This window comes from Citrobacter sp. 506 (genome assembly GCF_050434985.1).
GTDB lineage: Bacteria > Pseudomonadota > Gammaproteobacteria > Enterobacterales > Enterobacteriaceae > Citrobacter > Citrobacter braakii.
Map to the genome: position 1 here is coordinate 287,336 of NZ_JBNDJN010000002.1, position 20,654 is coordinate 307,989.

Consider the following 20,654-nt stretch of genomic DNA (forward strand, 5'->3'; position numbering starts at 1 on the left):
AGGTTTTTATGCGCAGTTGCAAGTCAGTCCACTCTATGTGTCCTGACCTGCAACAGAACATTACCCTTCGTTATGCATCTCGAGGTTTTCCGCTTCGTTCTGACGCAAAATTGCTTTGGCATCGTCATTACGCAGGGAGTCAAGGAAATCGAGATATTGCTGGTCGACGTCTTTGGTGACGTACACGCCGTTAAACACTGAACATTCAAACTGCTGAATATCCGGGTTCTCAGCGCGGACCGCTTCAATCAGATCGTTCAGATCCTGGAAGATAAGACCGTCTGCACCGATTATCTGGCGAATCTCGTCCACTTCGCGACCATGAGCAATCAGCTCCGTCGCCGTAGGCATATCGATACCATAAACATTCGGGAAGCGAATTTCCGGGGCCGCAGAGGCCAGATACACTTTCTTCGCTCCGGCTTCACGCGCCATCTCGATAATCTGTTCCGAGGTGGTACCGCGCACGATGGAGTCATCCACCAGCAGCACGTTTTTATCACGGAATTCCGCACGGTTGGCGTTCAGCTTACGGCGCACGGATTTACGGCGCAGCTGCTGACCGGGCATGATAAAGGTACGGCCCACGTAGCGGTTTTTCACAAAACCCTGACGGTACGGCTTACCGAGAATACGGGCAATTTCCAGCGCAATATCGCAGGAGGTTTCCGGAATCGGGATCACCACGTCAATATCCAGATCTTCCCACTCGCGAGCAATTTTTTCGCCAAGCTTGGTACCCATATTTACACGGGCGCTGTAAACGGAAATCTTGTCGATAAAGGAGTCAGGACGCGCGAAGTAAACGTATTCAAACAGGCACGGATTGCTGACCGGGTTATCGGCACACTGGCGAGTAAACAGCTGACCTTTTTCGGTGATATACACCGCTTCGCCAGGTGCCACATCGCGCAGGAATTCAAAGCCCAGCGTATCCAGCGCCACGCTCTCGGAGGCCACCATATACTCGGTACGACCATCCCCGATATCGCGTTTACCCAGTACCAGCGGACGGATACCGTTAGGATCGCGGAAGGCAACCATACCGTGGCCAATAATCATCGCCACGCAGGCATAGGCGCCGCGGATCTGGCGGTTGGTTGCCGCAATAGCAGCAAAAATATTATCGGCTTCCAGCGGATAATGGCGGAAGTTATCCAGCTCGCTGGCGAATATATTCAGCAAAATTTCAGAGTCTGAAGTGGTATTGATGTGGCGGCGCTTTTCTTCAAACAGCTTTTTACGCAGCTCATGCGCATTGGTCAGGTTGCCATTATGGGCAAGCGTGATGCCATACGGTGAGTTGACGTAAAAAGGTTGAGCTTCGGAGGCGCTGGAGCTGCCAGCCGTTGGGTAACGCACATGACCGATGCCCATATTGCCCTGCAAACGCTGCATATGGCGCGCTTCAAAAATATCGCTCACCATTCCGTTTGCTTTACGCAAGCGGAAGCAGTTGTTGGCATCAATGGTGATGATGCCTGCGGCATCCTGACCACGATGCTGGAGCACCGTTAACGCGTCATAAATCGACTGGTTTACCGGCATAACACCGGCGATACCGACAATACCGCACATACGTCTTTTCCTCGTTCAGCAACAACCCAAAGTTTATACTTTGGGCAAGAAACTTGACGAGCTTTGCAGATAGTCAAAGAACCATCTGATGATGAAACTGAACTGCGGGATCAGCTGCGACTTGCTCCAGTCTTCACTTTTCGACAGACCGGTAAAGGTATCGAGAAAGAACAGTATGGCGGCGACGATCAGCGCTCCTCGCAGAGCACCAAAGCAGATCCCCAACACCCTGTCGGTACCCGACAGGCCTGTTTTCTCTACCAGTTGGCCTATCACAAAGTTAACGATAGCGCCGACGATAAGTGTCGCGATAAACAGTATCGCGATAGCAATCCCATTTCGAACGAGTTCGTCTTCAAAGCCCGTAAACCAGACAGACAGGTAAGTGTAGTAATGGCTGGCGACAAAGAAAGCACAACCCCAAGTCACCAACGATAATGCTTCACGAACAAAGCCACGGATCAGGCTAACCAGACAGGAAAAACCAATCACCGCGATAATGGCGTAATCAATCCAGACCATAAGTGTCCCACGATTTAACGCCCTGTCGTCCTGTTCGGGGCGCATTCTAACAGAAAAAGAAAACGTTTGCGTAGGGATTTCCTTTCCACGCGTAAATAAAAATGGCGCTGAAAAAATCTTCAACGCCATACCGTTTTATGCCTCTTCGGGCACTGCCGGATAGCGGTAAAAACGCCCTATCCGGCCTGAATTAAGAGCAGCGCCGTGAACAGCGCAATCCCTTAATTAGGGGTGTACCCCATCACTACGCCGCTCAGACCGGAGATCTTCTGCAGCTCGCCCAGCGAGTTCTTCAGCTTATCTTTGGAGGCGTCAGGTCCTACGAGAATACGGGTTATTTTACCCTGCACCGGCGTTGACGGGGAAGTATATACCCGGAAGCCCGCGCCACGAAGTTTACCCACGATCTCATTGACCTTATCCGCATTTTTCAGCGCACCGAGCTGTACAACGTACGCTTTGCCGGTTGGCGCTGGCGGTTCCACCGCGGCCGGTTTCGGCGCTGGAGCCGGTGCTGGCGTCGGAGCGACGGCAACCGGCTGCGGCTTCGGTTTGGGTTTCGGCTGTTCTACAGGCGCGGGGACAGGATCTAACTCCGCGCTGTTTGCCGTCGTCAAACGTGACGGATCCAACGATGGCGCGGCAGCATCACCCGCGCGCACCTCTTCAGCCGCCCCTTCCGGCGGCTGCGTCGGCAGCGCCTGCGTGGCTGCAGGCATCATGTCTGGTTCATCGCGATCGCCGGGTTTCGGCACCAGCGGGATCGCCGCAAACTCATCCTGATAATGCTTTTTCTGCCCGTCAAGCAGCCCGGGGAGCACAATCACCCCCAGCGCGACCAGCACAATTGTGCCGACTAATCGATTCTGAAACTTACTCGCCACCGCTTCTCCCCACGTCTATCACTTCCATGACATGTGCGACAGTGTGAAACGATCCACACACCAACACGGTATCTTCTGGCTTCGCCTCAGCTAGCGCCGCAGACCATGCCTGCGCCACGCTGTCATAGGCGTAGCCTTTGCCCAGATGCTCCAGCAGTTGTTCTGCAGTAGCACCACGCGGCCCTTCCAGGGGCGCACAGTACCAGGCGTCAACCACGCTTTTTAACCAGGCTAACGTACCGGCAATATCTTTATCATGTAGCATACCGATAACCGCAAGTACACGCCCGCTTTTCACTAACTTTTTCAGACGGCCGGTCAGATACTCCGCCGCATGCGGGTTATGGGCAACATCAAAAATCACCCGCGGCGACTCGCTCACAATCTGGAAGCGCCCCGGTAAAATCGCCTGTTCAATACCGTCACGAATGGCCTGCTCGCTGACGTTAAGCCCGCTTGCGCGCAGTGCTGCCAGTGCGGTCGCGGCGTTAGGTTGCGGGACCAGCGGCAACGGCAGGTGCGCCAACGTGCCGTGATCGTCCGTAAAGGACCAGTCGTTCTCCGTGACCGCATAGCGCCAGTCCACGCCGCAGCGTTGCAAAATCGCCCCGCTCTCTTGTGCAACATCGGCGATGGTGTAAGGCATTTCCGGCTCGCCGACGATAGCCGGTTTCTCTGCACGGAAAATTCCCGCCTTCTCACGACCAATGCTTTCGCGATCCGGGCCCAGCCAGTCAGTATGGTCAAGCGCAATGCTGGTGACCACCGCAACATCGGCATCCACGATATTGGTCGCGTCAAGGCGACCGCCTAACCCAACTTCCAGGATGACGACATCCAGTTGGGCCTGTTTAAACAGCCAGAGCGCCGATAACGTGCCGTATTCAAAGTAAGTCAGGGAAATGTCGCCACGCGCGTCTTCAATCTCAGCAAACGAGGCGGTATGCGCTGATTCCGGCAGTTCACGCCCCTGCACGCGTACGCGTTCCGTGTAGCGCACCAGATGCGGCGAACTGTAAACGCCAACTTTATAACCTGCTGCGGTCAGCACAGATTCCAGCGTACGGCAGGTTGTGCCTTTCCCGTTGGTTCCCGCCACCGTAAAAACAAATGGCGCGGGTTTCAACACACCCAGTTTGCGCGCCACCTGACTTACGCGTTCCAGGCCGAGATCGATGGTTTTACTGTGCAGGTTTTCCAGATAAGAAAGCCACGATGCCAGGGGCGACGCGGCTTGAGGAATACGTTTATTGTCCATGATGGCTGTAGATTCTTTACGTTGAGAAAAGCAAAAGGGCAGCACCAACCGGCCTGCCCTTTTTTACACGTTGTTTTTCACGTTGCAGATGCGTTGGCTGTGCTCGCTCACCCGAATCACTTACCTGTGTAAGCTCATCGGGATCAACTCTCTTATCGCCTGCCTGCAACCCGAAACCCATAGAGTAAACTATCAGGCCTCTGATTCCTGATCGGGAACCGGAGGTACCACCTCGCCTTCACGCGGCTCATCCGGATTCGGCGTAGGAAGATTCATCAGCTTCGCCAGAATGCTTGCCAGTTTCAGGCGCATTTCAGGACGGCGGACGATCATATCGATAGCGCCTTTTTCAATCAGGAACTCGCTACGCTGGAATCCCGGCGGCAGTTTCTCACGTACGGTTTGCTCGATAACACGCGGACCAGCAAAGCCGATCAGTGCTTTCGGTTCTGCAATGTTGAGATCGCCCAGCATCGCGAAGCTAGCAGAAACACCGCCCATTGTTGGGTCGGTCAGTACAGAAATATACGGTAAACCGCGTTCCTGCATTTTCGCCAGCGCAGCAGAGGTTTTCGCCATCTGCATCAGAGACATCAGCGCTTCCTGCATACGCGCCCCGCCAGAAGCGGAGAAGCAGATCAGCGGACAGTTATCTTCCAGCGCCTGCTCAACGGCACGGACAAAACGCGCGCCGACCACAGAGCCCATGGAGCCGCCCATAAACGCGAACTCGAATGCAGCAGCAACGACCGGCATACCGTGCAGCGTGCCTTTCATTACCACCAGCGCATCTTTCTCGCCGGTTTCTTTCTGCGCAGAAGCCAGTCTGTCTTTGTACTTTTTGGAGTCACGAAACTTCAGCACATCTTTCGGCTCAAGCTCGCTACCCAGTTCCACAAGAGAACCTTCATCTAACAGGCTATGCAGGCGATTGCGCGCCGACATGCGCATATGATGGTCACACTTCGGACAGACCTCAAGATTACGTTCCAGCTCAGCACGGTATAAAACCTGACCGCAGCTATCACACTTGGTCCACACCCCTTCAGGAATGCTTGCCTTGCGGGTGGGAGTAATGTTGCTTTTAATTCGTTCAATCCAGCTCATTGGTGACCTTTCTGCCTGAACCCTAGTCAGCTTTGTTATAAGGGGCGCATAATGCCATTTTTGCCCCTAACAGACCATGAATGTTGCACATTAAAACATAACAGCCCGAAACTTTGGATAAAAAAGTGGTCGAACCGCTGAGTTACTTTCTATTTTGCAGCCCGTGACGCAGCGCGTTTATGGCGAATCACTTCAATTATGCCCGGCAATACGGAAAGGACGATGATCGCCACAATCAGTAATTTCAGGTTTTCCTGAACGATCGGTAGATCGCCGAACAGATAGCCTGCATAGGTGAACAGCAATACCCACAGCAGCGCGCCTGCGACGTTATACATCGCAAAATGACGGTAGGACATGTGTCCCATACCGGCAACAAACGGTGCAAATGTACGCACAATAGGTACGAAACGCGCGAGGATAATCGTTTTGCCGCCATGACGCTCGTAGAACGCATGGGTTTTATCCAGGTAACTGCGACGGAAAATTTTAGAGTTCGGGTTACTGAAGAGTTTTTCACCGAACAAACGGCCAATCGTGTAGTTCACCGCATCGCCGATAATCGCCGCCACAATCATCAACATCACCATCAGATGAACATTGAGATCGTTAGTTGGCAGCGCAGAAAGCGCGCCAGCGACAAACAGCAGCGAGTCTCCCGGCAGGAACGGCGTCACCACCAGCCCGGTTTCGCAGAACAGGATCAGAAACAGAATCGCGTATACCCAGATACCGTATTCCGCAACCAGCTCCGCCAGATGCACATCAATGTGCAGGATAAAATCGATAAGAAAGTAAATCAGGTCCATAGTTTTGCCTTTATACGACTCAAATTAGTCCGCCAGAAATAGCGGGCCCATAGGCGGTTTTGGCAGGTCGAACCGTTCCGGGTAATCTACTGCAACCAGATACAGCCCTTCCGCTTTCGCCGTTGCCGCTGCCAGCGTTCTGTCCTTCGCCGCTAGCAGTTCTGCTATCCAGCTCTCCGGCTGGTTGTTGGCGCCTACTTCCATCAGGCTGCCGACAATATTCCTGACCATATGATGTACAAAGGCATTCGCTTTAATATCCACCACCACATATGCACCAAAACGTTCAACGTTAATGTGCATCACGTTACGCCACGGTGTGCGCGACTGACACTGCACCGCCCGAAACGAGGTAAAATCATTTTCGCCAATCAAACACTGGGCCGCACGATGCATACGCTCAGCGTCCAGCGGTTCATAGTAATGGGTTACCCCTTTACCTAAAACCGCAGGGCGCAACCGATGATTGTAGATGATGTAGCGATAACGGCGAGCCGTAGCGCTAAATCGGGCATGGAAATCATCGGGTACAGCTTTCACCCAGCGCACAGCAATGTCACCAGGTAAATTCGCATTTACCCCCAGTGTCCAGGCTGCATCTTTACGCTGGGCAGTCGTTTCAAAGTGCACGACCTGCCCTGTGCCATGAACGCCCGCATCCGTGCGTCCCGCACAAAAGACAGTGATGCGTTCATTCGCCACCTGAGAGAGCGCTTTTTCCAGTTTTTCCTGAACGCTACGCACTTCGTTCTGGCGCTGCCAGCCATAATATTTGCTGCCGTCATACTCTATGCCCAGCGCAATTTTATGGGTTGACGGCTGTTGCAGGTCAGACATTAGTACAGGTACTCCTGCACCAGTTTTTCCGCAATTTTCACCGCCATCAACGCACCGCCAAAGCGTACGTTGTCTGCCACAGACCAGAACTGAACCTGTTCCGGCATCCCATAATCGTTATGCACACAGCCAACTGAAAGGTGCGGAGTACCTGACGCATCGCCAACCTGCGTTGGGATATAGGTCTCTTCTGACAACACTACGTCCTCACCGCGTGAAAACGCATCGCGTGCTTCTTCCGCCGCCAACGGACGCAGAGCTTCAAAATTCACCATCTGTGCGTGGCCATAAAATACCGGCGACTGCACGATGCTGGCGGAGATAAGCAGCCCGTCGTCCTGCATAATTTTGCGCACTTCATCGACGATACGGCGCTCTTCGCGCACGCTACCTTCGCGATCCGGCAGCATCGGCAGCATGTTGAACGCCAGCTGACGGCCAAAGAAATCGTCATCGTCAATCGGGATGCCGTTCAGTAGTTTCGCGCTCTGTCCGGCAAGCGCATCTACGGCTTTTTTACCGTGAGCGGAAGCAGAAATAATATTGGTCACCGTAATACGTGACAGCCCGCCGTCATCAATTAGCGGCTTCAGCGCAGACAGCAGTTGGCTGGTCAGGCTGGAAGGGACCGCAATCACATTGCGGTTGCGGTAATCGGCCAGTACGAACGGGTTAACGTCCGGAACCACCAGCGGAACGTCCGGCTCAAGCGCGAACAGGCCACTGCTGTCGATAACCAGGCAACCGGCATTGGTCGCTTCTTCCACCCATGCGGCGGTGGCTTCAGCGCCCGCAACAAAAAATGCCAGTTGCGCCTGCGTCCAGTCAAAGTCTACAACGTCCTGAACAAGGACCGATTTACCGTTAAAACGCAGATGCTCACCCGCGCTTTCATTACGCGCCAGCGCATAAATTTCACCGACCGGGAACTGGCGTTCAGCCAGCGTATCGAGCAGGGCTTCGCCTACGGCGCCCGTTGCGCCCAGAATGGCAATATTCCAGCCTTCAGACATGGTGATTTACTCCAGAAATACGTAAGCGTCCCTGTCGCATTATTCGACAGGGAGCATTAAGAAGACATTAATGTGCCGGGTGATAAACAGCGTTAAAACCCAGCTTACACAGCAAGGCAGCAGCCGTTGCGTCGTCACACATCACGTATAAAGACGACCATTCACGGCGCTCAAGATAATTTTTACGCAGCTTATCAAACTCACCCGGAATTCCAGCGACTTTACGCAGCGGCGCATCATCGCGGCGCACATCATACACTAAATGCACCAGCCTTTTCAGCGTTGGCTGATCTAACGGGCCATGCAGAGTGATACGACCAAATTCCGGCGCAGGTAACAGGGTATTGAGCGCAACGTGTTGTTCGCGACCAATAAACTTGCTAAAAGCCTCAAAGACCTGCGTGGTGCCGCGCGCTTTTCCTTCCAGGGTATACCCGGCAATGTGCGCCGTGCCGATATCGGCTTTCTCCAGCAATGCCACATTGAGATCCGGCTCCCCTTCCCAGACATCCAGCACGACGCTCAGCGACTGCCCGGCATTCAATCGGTTCAGCAATGCCGTATTGTCGATGACTGGCCCGCGGCAGGCGTTGATCACAATGGTGCCCGGCTTCAGCCGGCTAATCAGCGCATCATCTGCCAGGTGCAGCGTTTTGTACGGTCCGTCTTTAAACAGCGGCGTATGGAAAGTCAACACATCGGCTTGCTCTACCAGTTCGTCCAGCGAGCGGAAATCTCCCTCATCACCGCGATCGGCTCGCGGCGGATCGCACAGCAGCGTGCGGATCCCCAGTGCTTCCAGACGTGCCTGCAAACGTCCGCCCACATTGCCCACGCCTACGATGCCTACAGTACGATCGCGTAACGCAAACCCGTCGCGCTCCGCCAGCATCAGCAACGCTGAAAAAACATATTCTACGACCGCAATCGCGTTACAGCCGGGCGCTGCGGAAAAGCCGATCTTCGACTGCGCAAGCCAAGCTTCATCCACATGGTCCGTGCCTGCGGTTGCCGTGCCGACAAATTGAACCGGTTTTCCGCTAAGCAGTGATTCATTTACTTTCGTCACCGAGCGCACCATTAAGGCATCCGCATCATCCAGTTCGGCAACGGGAATCGGGCGACCGGGAACCGCTTTGACCTCCCCCAAACGACTGAACAGTTCGCGGGCATAGGGCATATTTTCATCAACGAGGATTTTCACGTCTTTCGCACCTGTTTGAGAACGAGAGTTAACCGGGCAAGTGTGCCATAATCTCGCCGCCAGGCATACTGCGAGACCTGGTCAGCACAGATTTAAGGAACAGAGATGATGCAGCCCATTTCAGGTACACCCGCACGCCCTCCCGGCGAAGGCCAAAATGCCCCTTCTGCTGCGGGCGAACAACCGTTATCCACACAACAACGTACCGTGCTGGAACGACTGATTACCCGTCTGATTTCACTCACCCAACAGCAAAGCGCCGAGGTGTGGGCCGGAATGAAGCACGATCTGGGCGTCAAAAGTGATACGCCGCTGCAATCACGTCACTTTCCTGCCGCGGAGCAAAACCTGAATCAGCGGCTGGGTGTTGCTCAGCAAAATCATGCTAATCGTCAGGTTCTCTCACAGCTCACTGAATTACTGAGTCAGGGAAATAACCGCCAGGCGGTAAGCGATTTTATCCGTCAGCAGTATGGGCAAACGGCGCTCAGCCAGCTCACGCCTGAGCAGTTGAAGAACGTGCTCACGCTGCTGCAACAAGGGCAGCTTTCTATACCGCAACCGCAACAGCGCCCGGCCACCGATCGTCCGTTGTTACCCGCAGAGCACAATACGCTGAACCAGTTGGTTACCAAACTGGCGGCGGCCACGGGAGAGTCAGGTAAGATGATCTGGCAGTCAATGTTAGAGCTGTCTGGCGTAAAAAGCGGTGAGCTGATCCCCGCCAAACAGTTTACTCATCTGGTCACCTGGCTGCAGGCGCGCCAGACGCTCAGCCTGCAAAGCGCCCCGACGCTACAAACGCTCCAGGCGGCCCTGAAGCTGCCATTAGAGCCGAATGAGCTGACGGCAATAAAAGAGTACGCGCAGCAGACGTATCAGATCCAACCACAAACGATTCTGACCACGGTACAGGTGCAGGACTTGCTGAATCAAATCTTCCTGCGCCGCGTAGAACGGGAACGCGAGCTAAACGATCCGCGCCATCTTCAGCCTATTTACAGCCCGTTCGCGCCGATGATTGAAACGGTAAAATCTCTGTCGGCACGACCGGGACTGCTGTTTGTCGCGTTAATGATCGCATTAGCCATTTTCTGGCTGGTCGCTTAACCTTTGCGCAGCGTAAGCAGCGTCACGACAATCCCCACCACGGCGGATATCGCTCCGGCAAGGAATACCGAGGGATAACCGTACGCGGTGGCCAGCACCCCGGCGACCGGGCCGCTTATGCCGTAGGAGATATCCTGAAACGCGGCGTAACCGCCCAGCGCCGTACCGCGAACCTGCGCGGGCACTCGCTTCACAACCTCTACGCCCAATGCCGGGAAGATAAGCGAACACCCTGCCCCGGTTAGTGCCGCCCCGAGCAGCGCAATCCATGCTGATGGGGCCTGCCACAGCAGAATCAGCCCCGCGGTTTCAACCAGTAAGGAGACAACGGCTACCTTCACGCCTCCGAACCGATCCGGCATCCAGCCAAACAGAATGCGCATCAGCACAAACGCCCCGCCAAACGCGGTCAGGGTGAACCCCGCCATCGTCCAGCCGTTGCTGACAAAATAGAGTGAAATAAACGTACCGATCACCGCAAAGCCAACGCCCTGCAGCGCCAGGCCCAGGCCCGGTTTCCAGATAAGCCCTACCACGCTCCATAACGAAGGGCGCTCTCCTGCATGAGCGGGCACTTTGCGAACGGTGCCGTTGAATGCCCATGCCAGCAGCGGTAATACCATTGTCGTTCCCGCCAGCGCCGCGAAGCCAAAGTGGCTATGGATTAGCAAGCCCAGCGGCGCACCGGCGGCCAGCGCACCGTAAATAGCCATCCCGTTCCACGACATCACCTTACCCGAGCGTGTTGGACCGACCAGCCCAAGCCCCCAGGTCAGCGTTCCGGTGAGCAGTTGGCTTTCGCCAAAACCGAGGATCAAACGCCCGACGATTAACAATGCAAATTTTACAGGGACAGAGACAGGCAATAGCGCGGCTAACAACCACGCCGCGCCCGCCAACCCACAGGCAAACATCCCCTGTAGCGCCGAACGTTTGGCGCCATATTGATCGGCTAAGCGCCCGGCGTAGCCGCGCGTTAATACCGTTGCCAGAAACTGTACGCCTACGGCGATACCAACCATGGTGTTGCCATAGCCCAGCTCCTGATGCACAAACAGAGGAATAACGGGCAAAGGTAGACCGACCGTCATATAGGTCAGGAAAACTGCAAAAGCGATACGAAACAGCGAAAAGTTCGCCGAAGGTGTTTTTTCTTGTTGGGTTACAGCTGTCATGCGTTACTCCAAAATGCAGAGTAAGGCGAGGAATGTCCACGCCCCCTCTACCTGACTTTCAGGATTAAGGTGCGTTGGATAACGTTAAACGCTTACGCATTATCAGATAGATAATGTTGAGTGCGAAGTCTGCCTGTGAGCCACTAAATTTGTCAACTCTGAAATCTCACCAGGTTGGTTCACGGTAAAGACGACTTTTCGTCGAATAAAAAAGGAAATACCGCATCAATTCCTTTTGTGCCAAACAGTCCGGTCACCTGCTTGCGCTGCCCCGGCGTCAGCAGTCTGAACATCATATCCCAGATCTCTTTCGGTTCCGCTTCCTGTACGGAACGGCTCTCTAAGGCCAGCACCTTTTCAGTTTCTTTCAGGTAAGGACGGAGATACAAAGGGAAAATGGAGATATGAAACTCCTCAGCCTTTGATTTAACACGTTTGCGCTTCACGCCCTCTTTGCCTTCACTGTACATGTTTAAACGGGAACGAACCGCAGGCGCGCTTCCTGGAAACCCCGGCAATTCAAGACATTCCTTTACCGTGAACCACTCTTTTGCCATTAGTTTCTTTCCTTTCTGCCTGTGGAATAAAAAATATTTTTTCTTTTGCGCGAAATTTCAGTTTTATTCTGGCAATATTCCAGTGACCAAAAAGAAAGTTACATTCTTTTGTTTCTCTGGTTTATACCCTGAAAAATATCGGCGCCGATAACACATTTCCTTAGGATTACAGAATGGAACACAAAAGCCAAGACTGGCATCGTGCAGATATTAAAAGTGCACTGGAAAAAAAAGGAATCACGCTCAGAGATCTTTCTCGTGCGGCTGGATTATCACCCGATTCACTGCGCAATGTATTTACCCGAAGCTGGCCCAGAGCGGAACAGATCATTGCGCAGGCGCTCGAAACCTCGCCAGACGTGATTTGGCCGTCACGCTATCCACGCCAGCAGCCAGAGGATAAAACAAGTAATACTTAATATTAAATAGATCACTCGTAATTTATCGAGCATATAAATTAATAAATATCCCAGCTTAATATATTGAGAATATTAATAGCACTATTTGCCATTTCCAATTGCGTAAATACTGTTAAAGCATCACGTAATTGCTATTACGTATGTTATTAACAGGAGTCGTTATGAGTTGGGATAAAAAGGTGGCGGTCAATTACGCCAAATCGCACGCGAGTTCACATTCACAAGGGCGCTGTGCGGAATATACCCGCAAAGCTGTTCAGGCAGGCGGCGTTACTCTTGGGCGCACTTACCATGCCAAAGATTATGGTCCGATGCTGAAAAACGCCGGTTTCAGCGCCATTGGCGCGCTTGAAGAGCCGCGCGAAGGGGATGTCATCATCATTCAACCTTATGCTAATGGAAACCCGAGCGGTCACATGGCGATATATGACGGTCATGACTGGTATTCCGACTTCAAACAGCGAGACATGTGGGCCGGTCCAGGTTATCGGACCGCAAAGCCGTCATACACCATTTACAGGAAGAAGTAATGAAAGCCTTTCTACTGATTGTTCTCATCCTGCTGATTTGTGGCTGTACCCCTTCTCACCGTGACAGCACGCAGGATGTGAAACAGTTCTATCTTTCGTGGATGAAGAACTACACTCAGGATCCGGATGCGCCCCGCGAAACATCAGCATTACTGCAACGCTATGTCGCCAAAGAGGTTATCGAGCGTCTGGCGCTAATTGATACGCTTTATGAGCAGGAGATCGTGCAAGCGGACTACTTTATGTATGTGCAGGATTACGCACCGGCATGGATCCCGCTGTTGCGGGTTGGACAGGCGCAGCCATTCCTCGGCGGTGAAAAACTGAACCTGCAGTTAGGCACTGAGTCAGCCCCTATTCAACTGGAGGTTTATACCCGTTGGGAGGAAGGACGGTGGAAAATTTATCGTGTCCGGGACATGGGTCGTCATTACGAGCAGCCCATTTACAATGCCGGAGAGATTACGCGAGCCAGAGCATGGTCGGCTGAGATCGCGCCGGAATACGAAAAAATGCCGAAGTAAACACGGTAAAAAGGGAGCCTGTTGGCTCCCTTTTTTAGTATTCAATCTTAGACTTACGCCTTCAGCTTACGCATAACCAGCGTAGCGTTGGTGCCGCCAAAGCCGAAGCTGTTGGACATCACGGTGGTCAGCGCCTGCTCGGTCGGTTTGGTCACGATGTTCAGACCTGCCGCCTGCTCATCCAGCTCTTCAATGTTGATGCTTGGCGCGATAAAGCCATGTTCCAGCATCAGCAGAGAGTAGATAGCTTCCTGCACGCCAGCCGCGCCCAGTGAATGACCTGTCATCGCTTTGGTTGCGGAGATTGCCGGGCTGTTGTTGCCAAACACTTCGCGGATTGCGCCCAGTTCTTTCACGTCGCCTACCGGAGTTGAGGTACCGTGAGAGTTCAGGTAGTCGATCGGCGTGTCTACACCGTGCATCGCCATCTGCATGCAACGTACTGCGCCTTCGCCAGACGGAGCAACCATGTCTGCGCCATCGGACGTTGCGCCGTAACCGACGATTTCCGCATAGATGTGCGCGCCACGTGCCAGAGCGTGCTCCATTTCTTCAACCACGACCATACCGCCGCCGCCAGCAATAACGAAACCGTCGCGGTTTGCGTCATAGGTACGGGAAGCTTTTGACGGATCGTCGTTGTATTTGGTAGACAGCGCGCCCATTGCATCGAATTCACACGCCATTTCCCAGCACAGCTCTTCGCCGCCGCCAGCAAAAACGATATCCTGTTTGCCCAACTGAATTTGTTCTACCGCGTTGCCGATGCAGTGCGCAGATGTCGCACAGGCAGAACTGATGGAGTAGTTTACGCCGTGGATTTTGAACGGCGTTGCGAGGCAGGCAGAAACGCCGGACGCCATCGCTTTGGTGACCACATACGGGCCAACCGCTTTCAGACCACGTGGGCTACGCATTGCGTCAGCGCCGAACACCTGAAAACGTGGGGAGCCGCCGCCAGAACCTGCAATCAGGCCAACGCGCGGGTTGTTCTGGTAATCTTCTGCAGCCAGGCCGGCATCAGCCACTGCCTGCTCCATTGATAGGAATGCATAGATGGATGCGTCGCTCATGAAGCGCACTACTTTGCGGTCAATGAGGCCAGTGGTATCCAGTTTTACGTTGCCCCAAACGTGGCTACGCATGCCGGAGTCCTTCAGCTCCTGAGAGAAAGTGATCCCTGAACGTCCTTCACGCAGAGATGCCAGGACTTCCTGCTGGTTATTACCGATGCTGGAAACGATGCCCAAGCCAGTAATCACTGCACGTTTCATTCAATACCTCTGTAAGTCGCACTATTTTAAAGTTTCGAGTGGCACAATAGCGTACACTTGTACGCCGAACAAGTCCGATCAGCCATTTTATGTGGAAATTTGCGCAGCCAGGCACTCATCGCTAAGATCGGGGCACAGCCTGTCAGACGAGTAACTTACGTGAAACAATACGCTATACAACCTGCCAACCTTGAATTCAACGCTGAGGGTACACCTGTTTCCCGAGATTTTGACGATGTCTATTTTTCTAATGATAACGGGCTGGAAGAGACACGTTACGTCTTTCTCGGCGGTAACCATCTCGCCCAACGATTCCCTGCGCATTCACGTCCTCTCTTCGTGGTGGCAGAAAGCGGGTTTGGCACCGGACTTAACTTCCTCACGCTCTGGCAGGCATTTGCCGATTTTCGCGATACCCACCCTGAAGCTACCCTGGAAAGATTACATTTCATCAGCTTTGAAAAATATCCGCTGACGCGTGAAGATCTCACCTTAGCCCACCAGCACTGGCCAGAACTTGCCCCGTGGGCCACGGCACTGCAAGAACAATGGCCGCTGCCGCTGGCGGGATGTCATCGCCTGCTGCTTGATGATGGGCGCGTCACGCTGGATCTGTGGTTTGGCGATATAAACGAACTGACCAGTACGCTGGATGACTCTCTGAATCAAAAGGTGGACGCCTGGTTCCTGGACGGTTTCGCACCGGCAAAAAACCCGGATATGTGGACGCCAACGCTGTTTAACGCGATGGCCCGACTGGCTCGTCCCGGCGGGACGCTGGCAACCTTTACATCGGCAGGCTTTGTACGTCGGGGGTTGCAGGAAGCCGGGTTTACAATGCAAAAATGTAAAGGCTTTGGGCGCAAACGCGAAATGCTCTGTGGCGTGATGGAACAGACTCAGGCGCTCACGTCCTCGGCGCCATGGTTTGCGCGTACGGGAACAGATAAGCGCGAAGCCGCCATTATTGGTGGAGGAATTGCCAGCGCATTGCTGTCACTGGCGTTATTGCGCCGCGGCTGGCAGGTCACACTATATTGCGCCGACGATAAACCTGCCGGGGGCGCATCCGGTAATCGCCAGGGGGCGCTCTACCCCCTACTTAGCAAACATGACGCGGCCATTAATCTCTTTTTCCCCACTGCGTTTACCTTTGCACGTCGACTGTATGACACCCTCCCCGTTGAGTTCGCGCATGACTGGTGCGGCGTGACGCAACTCGCGTGGGATGAGAAAAGCCAGCAAAAAATCACCCAGATGCTGTCCCCTGAACTGCCCGCTGCGCTCGCCGTCGGGGTTGACGCGCAGCAGGTTTTACAAACAACAGGGGTGGAAACCGGATGCGGCGGGATTCAGTATCCGGCCGGAGGATGGCTGTACCCGGCGCAGTTAACCGCCGCGGTACTGGACTATGCAACAACCCTGGGATTACGCACCCGCTACCACCATACGCTGACCTCACTGACTCGCCAGACAGCAAGCTGGCAATTGCAGTTTTCCAGTGGAGAAACCGCCTCTCACGCAGCAGTCGTTCTGGCTAACGGTCATCGCATTAGCGGTTTTGAGCAAACGCAGCCGCTACCGGTGTACTCCGTGGGCGGTCAGGTGAGTCATATTCCCACCACACCTGCACTTTCAGCGTTACGTCAGGTGCTGTGCTATGACGGCTACCTCACGCCGCACAACCCGCAAAATCAGCAGCACTGCATTGGCGCCAGCTATCATCGTGGGAGTGAAGAGACAGCGTATCGCGAGGACGATCAGCAACAAAACCGTCAACGCTTAATCGACTGCTTCCCGAACGCTATGTGGGCAAAAGAGGTAGACGTTAGTGACAATGCCGCCCGCTGCGGGGTGCGCTGCGCCACGCGCGATCACATGCCAATGGTCGGCAACGTCGCGGACTATGACGCCACGCTCAGCCAGTACACCACACTTGCTGCAGACAAAGAGCACGCCGTAAGCGCGCCGGTTTATTCCGATTTATTTATGCTGGGCGCGCTGGGATCGCGCGGGCTGTGTACTGCCCCGCTGTGTGCAGAAATTCTGGCTTCGCAAATGAGCAATGAACCGATTCCCATGGATGCCAGCACGCTGGCGGCGCTAAATCCAAATCGTCTGTGGGTCAGGAAGTTATTGAAGGGTAAAGCGGTGAAATAAAAGGATGGCCTGATGACGCTACGCTTATCAGGCCTACAAACACCCCAACAAGGTAGGCCGGATAAGACACCAGAGCGTCGCCATCCGGCACAATTTACCGCAATTATTGTGCAGTAGCCTTCTGGAACAGAGTGTCCCACATTTCTTTCACTAACGCCTGGTCACGCGGCGATAGTTCGCCTGCGCTGATGGCTTTTTCCAGGCTGCTGGTCACATTGGCGTACAATGCCTCAGCGGAATGGTCCTCGCCAGCGTCCAGTTCGGCCACGGCCAGCGTCAGGTGTCCACGCAAATAGCCACTGGCAAACAACTCATCATCGCTGGCGTGCTCTACCATATCGTCGATTAATGCCAGAATGCGTGATTCAAACTCCGCGATCATCTTCTTTCCTCATTGTAAACGTGGCAGCGACTTCAGTTGAGCGCCTCGGGCCACGGGAATTGTTCCGCCTTAAGTTCAGGCGTGTGATAATAATTCTGTAACGCGTTAATGAAGCGCGCCGGACGTTCAGGGATCCCCTTTTCCAGGTACTCCATCACCTGAGCATGGACACGGCGCTGGAATACCACGCGATCCGGTTCAAAGTCCCCTTCAAGGTTGTCGCAACTGACGTTAAACGGGTAACCCGCCGCCATGCAAAACAGCCAGTCAAACGCCTGCGGCTTCACTTCCACGTCTTCAAACTGGCATTGCGTCTTCGCGTCGCGTCCGTCCGGACAGTACCAGTAACCGAAGTCGACCAGTTCACGCCGCGCCTTACCGGCGATGCACCAGTGTGAAATTTCGTGTAACGCGCTGGCGTAATAGCCATGCGCAAAAACAATACGGTGATACGGTAATTCCGCATCCGCAGGAAGATAGATCGGTTCGTCATCGCCTTTAATCAGACGGGTATTAAATTCATCGGCAAAGCAGCCGTTAAAAATCTCAATTAACTGTTCGTAGTGATGGGTATTATTCATTAGTTCATCCCCAGCCAGTGGAGAATCTCCTGTCCATGATTATCATAAAGTAGCTTGGCACTCATCACGGCGGAGACAATGACGATCATTGGCCGAATGAGTTTTTGTCCTTTACTGAGCACCAGCCGTGAACCCATCCGTGCGCCAATAAACTGGCCAATGAGCATCACAAATCCGGTCGCCCAAATCACTTTGCCGCCGAGGGCAAACAGCAACAGCCCGCCGATATTCGATGTGGCATTTAATACTTTGGCGTGGGCCGTCGATTTCGCCAGGTTGTAGCCGCACAGCATGACAAAGGCCAGCGCGTAGAACGACCCCGCAGCCGGACCAAAAAAGCCATCGTAAAAGCCGACGCAGCCCCCGGCCACCAGCGCGAAAGGCAACCCATGCAACCGACGCTGGCGGTCCTCCTCCCCCACTTTCGGCATCAACAGAAAGTAAAGGCCAATACAGATAACCAGAACCGGCAGGATCTGGCGCAGAATATCTGACTGCACGTGCTGAACCAACAGCGCGCCGCTCATTGAGCCGATAAAAGTCATGAAGATATTGAGCTTCTGATCCGCCAGATTAACCACGCCCCGGCGAATAAAATAGAGGGAGGAAGAGATAGATCCTCCACAGGCCTGTAGCTTATTGGTGGCCAGCGCTTGCGCGGGTGGCATCCCGGCCGCCATCAATGCCGGGATAGTGAGTAAACCACCGCCTCCGGCCAGAGAATCAATAAAACCTGCCAGCATCGCCACGAAAAAAAGCACACCTAACAGCAGTGGCGACACCATAAACAGAGAGGCAAAATGATCCATTAGAGTACATGCTCGTCCAGTAGCGCCTGGCAGGAAGGCGGCAACGGCGGCGGTGTCTTCTTCTCAGGCTTGGTGGTTCCAGGTTTCGGAGGTTCGAACCAGCTTTGCAGCTCCGCGCCGCAGCCGTCACCCGGTGGTGGTAACGGTTGATCTTCGCACTCAAGACTGTCGGCAGGACAACGTAACCGTACGTGCATATGCGCACGATGCTGGAACCATGGCCGCACTTTACGCAACCAGTCCCTGTCGGTCCCTGCATCCAGACAAAGTTGCTGCTTAATCGCCGGATTCACGAAAATACGCGTGACTTCATTATCTTTTGCCGCCAGCCTGATCAGGCTGAAAATCTCCGGCTTCCAGAGTGACGGCACGACACGTTTGCCATCCTGTGAGACCAGATCTAACGCCTGCGGCCGCAGCAGTTGCGACTGAGTCCAGCGGGTTTTCGGCAATTGCAGGAAAATATCTACATCCAGTCCCGTCTGGTGGCTGGCGTGACCGCCATTGAATCGCCCACCGGCCGGCATGCCCATATCGCCGATTAACACCGTACCCAGCCCCAGATTGTTGGCCTGATTACTCAGACGCTGGATAAACATCACCAGATCCGGATGGCCAAAGTAACGGCGCTGATCGGTGCGCATCACCTGATAGTGTTCTGACTGTACAGGCAGCGTATCTGCGCCAACAATACAGCCATTGGAGAACGCGCCGATAGACTGCGCGCTGCCTGCAACCGGATGGGTAATTTTCTGCCAGGGCGTCGCCGCCAGACAGGCGGTGCTGGCAAACAGAGCCAGCGCCGCAAGTGCCGTTTTTTTCATCTCTTACCAGCGTGGAATATCGGTCTTCACGTCCGCATTTTGCGCCCGCTGACGCAGCAGGTGATCCATCAACACGATCGCCAGCATCGCTTCGGCGATTGGCACGGCGCGGATCCCAACACACGGATCGTGACGACCTTTGGTGATCATTTCGACTTCTTCACCAAAGCGATTAATAGTGCGCCCTGGAACGGTAATACTGGAGGTCGGTTTCAGCGCCATATGAGCAATGATTTGTTGCCCACTGCTGATCCCACCAAGAATGCCGCCCGCATGATTACTCTGGAAACCTTCTTTGGTGATTTCATCACGGTTCTGGCTGCCGCGCAGTGCAACAACGTCAAAACCGTCGCCAATCTCAACACCTTTAACGGCGTTAATGCTCATCAGCGCGTGAGCGATATCAGCATCCAGGCGGTCAAATACAGGTTCGCCGAGACCCGCTGGTACGCCGCTTGCAACCACGGTCACCTTCGCTCCGATGGAGTCGCCCTCTTTCTTCAGCCCACGCATCAGTTCGTCCAGCGCCTCGAGTTTATCCGGATCTGGACAAAAGAACGGGTTAAGTTCCACCTGGGACCAGTCTTTGATCTCCAGCGGAATATCACCCATCTGCGTCAGACAGCCGCGAATTTCAACGCCGAACTTTTCCGCCAGATATTTTTTGGCAATCGCTCCGGCCGCAACGCGCATCGCCGTTTCACGTGCGGATGAGCGTCCGCCGCCACGGTAGTCACGCAGGCCATATTTCTGCTCATAGGTATAGTCGGCGTGTCCTGGACGAAAAACGTCCTTAATCGCGCCGTAATCCTGTGAACGCTGATCGGTATTTTCGATCAACAGGCCAATGCTGGTGCCGGTGGTAACGCCCTCGAACACACCGGAGAGGATTTTCACCTGATCCGGCTCACGACGCTGCGTAGTGTAGCGCGATGTGCCCGGACGGCGTCTGTCGAGATCGTGCTGCAGGTCAGCTTCTGTCAGAGAAATGCCCGGCGGAACACCATCGACAATACAACCGAGCGCCAGCCCGTGTGATTCACCGAAAGTGGTTACGCGAAAGAGTTGCCCAATTGTGTTTCCTGCCATCACGGCTC

General features: G+C 54.1%; 22 protein-coding genes. 5 read left to right on the forward strand and 17 right to left on the reverse strand.

What is annotated here, in order from left to right:
* Window positions 1-60 precede the first annotated feature (60 nt).
* The 9 genes from purF to pdxB form a co-directional block, all read right to left on the reverse strand.
* Window positions 61-1,578 (reverse strand): amidophosphoribosyltransferase, encoded by a 1,518-nt coding sequence (gene purF, locus ABIE10_RS11390; protein WP_005129677.1) that lies wholly within the window; start codon window positions 1,576-1,578, stop codon window positions 61-63.
* 33 nt (window positions 1,579-1,611) lie between these two features.
* Complete coding sequence (cvpA, locus tag ABIE10_RS11395) at window positions 1,612-2,100, reverse strand: colicin V production protein (RefSeq protein WP_005129678.1); 489 nt, start codon at window positions 2,098-2,100, stop codon at window positions 1,612-1,614.
* A 221-nt stretch (window positions 2,101-2,321) separates the two neighbouring features.
* On the reverse strand, window positions 2,322-2,984 hold the full coding sequence (dedD, locus tag ABIE10_RS11400; RefSeq protein ID WP_016153857.1) for a cell division protein DedD: 663 nt from the start codon (window positions 2,982-2,984) through the stop codon (window positions 2,322-2,324).
* The gene (gene folC, locus ABIE10_RS11405; RefSeq protein ID WP_200051570.1) at window positions 2,974-4,242 is read right to left on the reverse strand and encodes a bifunctional tetrahydrofolate synthase/dihydrofolate synthase; all 1,269 of its coding nucleotides are present in this window, start codon (window positions 4,240-4,242) and stop codon (window positions 2,974-2,976) included. Before folC ends, dedD begins: the two co-directional genes overlap by 11 nt.
* A gap of 192 nt (window positions 4,243-4,434) precedes the next feature.
* Window positions 4,435-5,349, reverse strand: a complete 915-nt coding sequence (gene accD / locus ABIE10_RS11410; RefSeq protein ID WP_016153859.1) for an acetyl-CoA carboxylase, carboxyltransferase subunit beta — start codon at window positions 5,347-5,349, stop codon at window positions 4,435-4,437.
* A 149-nt stretch (window positions 5,350-5,498) separates the two neighbouring features.
* Window positions 5,499-6,158 (reverse strand): DedA family protein, encoded by a 660-nt coding sequence (locus ABIE10_RS11415; RefSeq protein ID WP_016153860.1) that lies wholly within the window; start codon window positions 6,156-6,158, stop codon window positions 5,499-5,501.
* Window positions 6,159-6,182: 24 nt separating this feature from the next.
* Window positions 6,183-6,995, reverse strand: coding sequence for a tRNA pseudouridine(38-40) synthase TruA (truA, locus tag ABIE10_RS11420; protein WP_016157050.1), 813 nt, complete (start codon window positions 6,993-6,995; stop codon window positions 6,183-6,185).
* On the reverse strand, window positions 6,995-8,008 hold the full coding sequence (locus ABIE10_RS11425; protein WP_131405184.1) for an aspartate-semialdehyde dehydrogenase: 1,014 nt from the start codon (window positions 8,006-8,008) through the stop codon (window positions 6,995-6,997). Before ABIE10_RS11425 ends, truA begins: the two co-directional genes overlap by 1 nt.
* A 67-nt stretch (window positions 8,009-8,075) precedes the next feature.
* Entirely contained in the window at window positions 8,076-9,212 is a 1,137-nt protein-coding gene (pdxB, locus tag ABIE10_RS11430; protein ID WP_016153863.1) for a 4-phosphoerythronate dehydrogenase PdxB, read from the reverse strand.
* Between the two features lie 108 nt (window positions 9,213-9,320).
* Between pdxB and flk the strand changes: the two genes are divergently transcribed.
* A complete protein-coding gene (flk, locus tag ABIE10_RS11435) occupies window positions 9,321-10,322 on the forward strand; it encodes a flagella biosynthesis regulator Flk (protein WP_016153864.1) in 1,002 nt (333 codons plus the stop codon).
* On the opposite strand, the gene ABIE10_RS11440 is transcribed toward flk, so the two are convergent.
* Both ABIE10_RS11440 and ABIE10_RS11445 read right to left on the reverse strand, forming a co-directional pair.
* On the reverse strand, window positions 10,319-11,497 hold the full coding sequence (locus ABIE10_RS11440) for an MFS transporter (RefSeq protein WP_016153865.1): 1,179 nt from the start codon (window positions 11,495-11,497) through the stop codon (window positions 10,319-10,321). The genes flk and ABIE10_RS11440 overlap by 4 nt on opposite strands.
* Before the next feature lie 179 nt (window positions 11,498-11,676).
* On the reverse strand, window positions 11,677-12,054 hold the full coding sequence (locus tag ABIE10_RS11445) for a hypothetical protein (protein ID WP_016157053.1): 378 nt from the start codon (window positions 12,052-12,054) through the stop codon (window positions 11,677-11,679).
* Window positions 12,055-12,227: 173 nt separating this feature from the next.
* On the opposite strand from ABIE10_RS11445, the gene ABIE10_RS11450 reads away from it, so the two are divergent.
* The 3 genes from ABIE10_RS11450 to ABIE10_RS11460 all read left to right on the forward strand — a co-directional run bounded on the left by ABIE10_RS11450 (window position 12,228) and on the right by ABIE10_RS11460 (window position 13,527).
* Window positions 12,228-12,473: a helix-turn-helix domain-containing protein gene (locus tag ABIE10_RS11450; RefSeq protein ID WP_141875460.1), complete on the forward strand. Its 246-nt coding sequence runs from the start codon at window positions 12,228-12,230 to the stop codon at window positions 12,471-12,473.
* 161 nt (window positions 12,474-12,634) lie between these two features.
* Window positions 12,635-13,003: an NlpC/P60 family protein gene (locus ABIE10_RS11455; protein WP_016153868.1), complete on the forward strand. Its 369-nt coding sequence runs from the start codon at window positions 12,635-12,637 to the stop codon at window positions 13,001-13,003.
* On the forward strand, window positions 13,003-13,527 hold the full coding sequence (locus ABIE10_RS11460; protein WP_429155740.1) for a YbjP/YqhG family protein: 525 nt from the start codon (window positions 13,003-13,005) through the stop codon (window positions 13,525-13,527). Before ABIE10_RS11455 ends, ABIE10_RS11460 begins: the two co-directional genes overlap by 1 nt.
* A gap of 53 nt (window positions 13,528-13,580) precedes the next feature.
* Here the strand turns inward: ABIE10_RS11460 and fabB are convergent, their stop codons facing one another.
* Window positions 13,581-14,801, reverse strand: coding sequence for a beta-ketoacyl-ACP synthase I (fabB, locus tag ABIE10_RS11465; protein ID WP_141875461.1), 1,221 nt, complete (start codon window positions 14,799-14,801; stop codon window positions 13,581-13,583).
* 159 nt (window positions 14,802-14,960) lie between these two features.
* Here fabB and mnmC point away from each other — a divergent pair, with 159 nt between their 5' ends.
* Window positions 14,961-16,961, forward strand: coding sequence for a bifunctional tRNA (5-methylaminomethyl-2-thiouridine)(34)-methyltransferase MnmD/FAD-dependent 5-carboxymethylaminomethyl-2-thiouridine(34) oxidoreductase MnmC (gene mnmC, locus ABIE10_RS11470; RefSeq protein ID WP_429155742.1), 2,001 nt, complete (start codon window positions 14,961-14,963; stop codon window positions 16,959-16,961).
* Between the two features lie 103 nt (window positions 16,962-17,064).
* On the opposite strand, the gene ABIE10_RS11475 is transcribed toward mnmC, so the two are convergent.
* Genes ABIE10_RS11475 through aroC form a run of 5 tightly spaced genes read right to left on the reverse strand, consistent with a single transcriptional unit; the run spans window position 17,065 to window position 20,646 of the window.
* Complete coding sequence (locus ABIE10_RS11475) at window positions 17,065-17,343, reverse strand: YfcL family protein (RefSeq protein WP_016157057.1); 279 nt, start codon at window positions 17,341-17,343, stop codon at window positions 17,065-17,067.
* Window positions 17,344-17,375: 32 nt separating this feature from the next.
* Window positions 17,376-17,924, reverse strand: coding sequence for an elongation factor P hydroxylase (locus ABIE10_RS11480; RefSeq protein ID WP_016153873.1), 549 nt, complete (start codon window positions 17,922-17,924; stop codon window positions 17,376-17,378).
* On the reverse strand, window positions 17,924-18,733 hold the full coding sequence (locus tag ABIE10_RS11485) for a sulfite exporter TauE/SafE family protein (protein ID WP_016153874.1): 810 nt from the start codon (window positions 18,731-18,733) through the stop codon (window positions 17,924-17,926). The genes ABIE10_RS11480 and ABIE10_RS11485 overlap by 1 nt, the downstream gene beginning before the upstream one ends.
* Window positions 18,733-19,557, reverse strand: a complete 825-nt coding sequence (gene mepA, locus ABIE10_RS11490; protein ID WP_016153875.1) for a penicillin-insensitive murein endopeptidase — start codon at window positions 19,555-19,557, stop codon at window positions 18,733-18,735. The genes ABIE10_RS11485 and mepA overlap by 1 nt, the downstream gene beginning before the upstream one ends.
* Window positions 19,558-19,560: 3 nt before the next feature.
* The gene (gene aroC / locus ABIE10_RS11495; protein ID WP_003028170.1) at window positions 19,561-20,646 is read right to left on the reverse strand and encodes a chorismate synthase; all 1,086 of its coding nucleotides are present in this window, start codon (window positions 20,644-20,646) and stop codon (window positions 19,561-19,563) included.
* Window positions 20,647-20,654: the final 8 nt, after the last annotated feature.